The 3,922-nt window shown below is 27.0% G+C and carries 4 protein-coding genes; all 4 read left to right on the top strand.

All coding sequences use genetic code 11. The annotated features are described in order from the left end of the window. Positions 1 to 505: 505 nt before the first annotated feature. Positions 506 to 793, top strand: a complete 288-nt coding sequence (locus EK368_RS12235) for a hypothetical protein (RefSeq protein ID WP_129600112.1) — start codon at positions 506 to 508, stop codon at positions 791 to 793. Positions 794 to 1,050: 257 nt separating this feature from the next. Next, entirely contained in the window at positions 1,051 to 1,833 is a 783-nt protein-coding gene (locus EK368_RS12230) for a hypothetical protein (RefSeq protein WP_129600110.1), read from the top strand. Further along, positions 1,830 to 3,137, top strand: a complete 1,308-nt coding sequence (locus EK368_RS12225; RefSeq protein ID WP_129600108.1) for a hypothetical protein — start codon at positions 1,830 to 1,832, stop codon at positions 3,135 to 3,137. The genes EK368_RS12230 and EK368_RS12225 overlap by 4 nt, the downstream gene beginning before the upstream one ends. Further along, the gene (locus tag EK368_RS12220; RefSeq protein ID WP_202976479.1) at positions 3,131 to 3,823 is read left to right on the top strand and encodes an ABC transporter ATP-binding protein; all 693 of its coding nucleotides are present in this window, start codon (positions 3,131 to 3,133) and stop codon (positions 3,821 to 3,823) included. The genes EK368_RS12225 and EK368_RS12220 overlap by 7 nt, the downstream gene beginning before the upstream one ends. Positions 3,824 to 3,922 lie beyond the last annotated feature (99 nt).

Raw genomic sequence — 3,922 nt, 5'->3', positions numbered from 1 at the left:
TGATCCTAAAATACCAAAAGGATTAGAAGAATTACAATAAATAATTTATTATGGAGAGTATTAAGTATTATGCTAAAAAATTTTAGACAAGTATAAAAGATATATATGCATAAAGAGACATGACATAAAAGATTGTGGGTTAGCGTGTTTAGCTATTATATCTACAACTTATGGGTTATAGAAATTGTTTTTAATCAGAAAAAAATGAATTGGTTCTGGATATAGAAAAGAATAATTGGATAATTGCCCTTAAATAATAGGTGTGCATAAATGTTTTAGGACTTAATTACATCAAACCTATTATCATTAGGTAAGTTTTTTTAAGAATTAAATTTCAATTTTTATCTTACAAAACCTCAAATAAATCATTTGAAGAATATTGTTAATTCAATGTTTTTATATAAAAAATTTTAAAAATCTAAAATAACTTAAGAATCTGTTTTTCTACATACTGGAAATTTATTAAATTGAAAATGGCACAAATAGAAACATGGTGTCTAACATTATGTCTATAATGAGTTCTAGAGCTAGTGATAAGCCTAAATCTCACAAAGGAAAAAGACTATCAAAAGTAATCGACAATGGAGGTACTATGGCAGTTGCATGCTATGCAGAAACTACATGGAAAGGTGTACTTCATACAACAACAGCACGGGTAGAAAATAGCAAGGGAAAAGTACGAAAGTCAGCCAAAGATACTGACATAAATTATACTGACATAACTACAGATTATTATGTACCAGATGTATTTGAGAATATAGAGTGTAGATCATATTGGAAAAAGGGAAAATAGTTTAAAAACAAAGATGTTTATTGATATCAATAAACATCTTTGTTTAAAGAAATGAGGATATTTATGTATTATTTAAATAAAAAAAACATTATATTTATTATTTTTTTATTTGTTTAAATTTATTTGCTTGTTCTATTTTAATATTTGCATCGCAACAGAAACAGCTTAATGAGTTATCAAATGGACTTTATACAACTCATTGTGCTGTTTTTAATGATAATGATCCACAAAAATATATAGAAGATTTAAATGAAAAAATGGGGCTTAGAGTATTTATTGAATGTAATAATGTATTTCGATTTTTTATTCAAAAAAACGAGAATTGGAAACCACCAATGCAAAGTGGAAGGTTCTTTTTATCTTATGAAAAAGGGAAAAAAGCAGTAATTGGAAAAGAAATGGTAAAATATGTTAAAGAGAATAATGGTATAAAGCATATTACTTTTCAAGATGAAAATTATGAAGTGATAGGGATTATGGGAGCTTCTTTTGCAAGTCAAGCTGATTATCTTGTTTTGCTACAATCTGAAAAGATTCCCATGATGAATGAAGCAAAAATTGTTGTAGATAGTGACCGGAAGTCCATAGTTGATCAAATTATAAAACATATTAGGAAGAATCATAAAACAATATCTTATATTAAAAGTGAAACAAAAGGGCTATCTAGAACAAGTAATGCTACTTTTTTTTATCATTTGCTTGTTATGGATTCATGTTTATTGATCATTTGTAGCATATTTGTATACTTGAGATATTGGTATGAAAAAGAAAAAGCTACAATGTATGTTAAGTTTATATTTGGAGTTCCTCAAAATATAATGATAGCTGAGTATATAAAAGAAATAAGTTTAAATATATTAACTGCTAGCTTTATAGGAAATAGTATAGTTTTATTGAAAGGATATAATTCAATTCATATTATAAAACAAATTGTAATTGTGGATATGGGACTTCTTATCAGTAGTTGTATATTCTTATTGTTTTTTATTATAAAAGCCTCTATTCATAATAAGCTATGGAAGCGAGGAATTGCAAAATGATTTTTAAAGAACTTTGTATTTATTTTAAAAAGTATAAATTTATAACATCAATTATTTATTTGCAAATCACCTTATTTTTAATTCTCTTAGGGGCATTTTATTCTTTTTTTGATGCATTAAATTATAATGAAGATGGTATGAAAGATATCTATGAAGGGAAAGCAGTATATCAACTCATTGATAATTATTGTGAGGGCGATAAATTTGAAGAGTTTATAAGTCATCCTGATGCGCTTGAACGAATACGGGATTTTTATGTTGGATTAGATACTGCTGATCATTTTAAATATCTTGCAATTTCGGATCAGCGTATTGGTATAAACAAAAAAAATATACCTCAAATAATGAGTGCAGGCTATGAGCAAGGAAAAGAGTATCCAGATTCAAAGATAAATGGACAAACTTATAAGTTTATCAAATCAGTACAATTAAACCAACAAGCTTTTAATTTTTTTAAGTTAGATGTATCTCATGGACGCATATGGACAAATGAAGATTTTAAAGATCAAGGAAATACTATACCTGTTTTATTAGGTGATTCTTATAAAAATGTATATGAAATAGGTGACGAATTGAACATAAGTTACATTGGTAAAGAAATAAATGCAAAAGTCATTGGGTTTTTAAAATCAAATAGTAAAATCTTTTATAATGAAGATACCGAATTTTATTTAGATAGGTATATATTATTACCCTTTTTTAAGTATAATGACCCAGTTTCAAAGGAAGATAGCAACTTTCAGTTTTTTAGTTATTATATGTTAATTAATGGATATGTTGTTACAGATAACGAGACTCCTAAAATTCGTAATATGATGGAAGAAATAGAAGTACTATCTCAAATTACTTCATTTAAGGAATATTCTTTTATAGGAGCAAACCCTCATCTAAAACAATATCATTGTTTAATGATGACTATACAAGAAAATAGTAAATTGGTAAAATGTTTTTTTATGATTTCTACTGGATTAAATTTATTCTTGCTGAGCTTGCTATTATATTTACAACAGAAACGACGCCTTTCTTCTTATGCAATTCACTACATGCAAGGGGCTACAAAGTTTAGTATAATCAGACAGCAATGGCTTGAAATTAGCATAATAATGTTACTGTCTTTTATTACATATTTCATTATTTTAGATCAAATATTTAAGTTAGGTAATTATAAGCTTCATGGAATATTATTTATGCTCCTTTTTATTATGAGTCTTATTTTATCTTGTATATCGTCATATCAGCTATTACATAGACCACTTGTATATTACTTATCCAATAATGAAGAAATGGGGGATAGGATATGTTGATCGAACTTCATAAAATAACAAAAAGAGTAAAAAATGGTAATAAAGATAAAATTATTTTGAAAAATTTAGATTTTAAAATTGACTATGGAGACTCTATTGCAATCAAGGGTAGAAGTGGTTCTGGAAAATCTACTTTATTGAATATTTTAGGAGGATTATTATCGTTTGAAGACGGGCAAATGTTCTTTGAAGGGAAAAATATAACAAAAACTTCTTTGAATGAGAGGGCAAAATACCGTAAACATCATATAGGATTTGTAACACAACAGTTTCATCTATTAGAAGATAGGAATGTATTTGAAAATGTTTCACTTCCATTGCAGTATGACAACATTTCTTCAAACGAAATAAAAGAACGTGTGAAAAATGTTTTATGTGAACTAAACATGGAAGAATTTATAAAACAGCCTATTTCAAATTTATCTGGCGGAGAAAAACAGCGTATAGCCATTGCTCGAGCAATTGTTAAAAAACCTTCAATTATATTAGCAGATGAACCAACAGGTTCTTTAGATGAAAATACAGAAGAAGATATTTTAAATATTTTTGATAACCTTAAAAAGCAAGGTATGACATTTGTAATCGTTACGCATAATGATGCAGTAGCAAATCATTGCGAACGTATTTATGAATTATATCAAGGACATTTAAAAGAAGCTGTAAAGAAAAGTTTAAGAAAGAGGTAAGCAAATGAATGATCTTATGAGTACAATTTTAGGGGGTAGATATTTTGAAACAAAGATTGATTTCTTCAATTATTACAATGATTACACTAATTATTGGAG

This window comes from Anaerophilus nitritigenes, assembly GCF_004138215.1.
Lineage (GTDB): Bacteria > Bacillota > Clostridia > Peptostreptococcales > Thermotaleaceae > Anaerophilus > Anaerophilus nitritogenes.
This window is presented reverse-complemented; position numbering and strand designations above follow the sequence as displayed.

What these genes read in the sequence shown, in the direction of transcription:
- EK368_RS12220 (WP_202976479.1), top strand. Translation starts at nt 3,131, where the DNA reads ATGTTGATCGAACTTCATAAAATAACAAAAAGAGTAAAAAATGGTAAT.
- EK368_RS12225 (WP_129600108.1), top strand. Translation starts at nt 1,830, where the DNA reads ATGATTTTTAAAGAACTTTGTATTTATTTTAAAAAGTATAAATTTATA.
- EK368_RS12230 (WP_129600110.1), top strand. Translation starts at nt 1,051, where the DNA reads ATGGGGCTTAGAGTATTTATTGAATGTAATAATGTATTTCGATTTTTT.
- EK368_RS12235 (WP_129600112.1), top strand. Translation starts at nt 506, where the DNA reads ATGTCTATAATGAGTTCTAGAGCTAGTGATAAGCCTAAATCTCACAAA.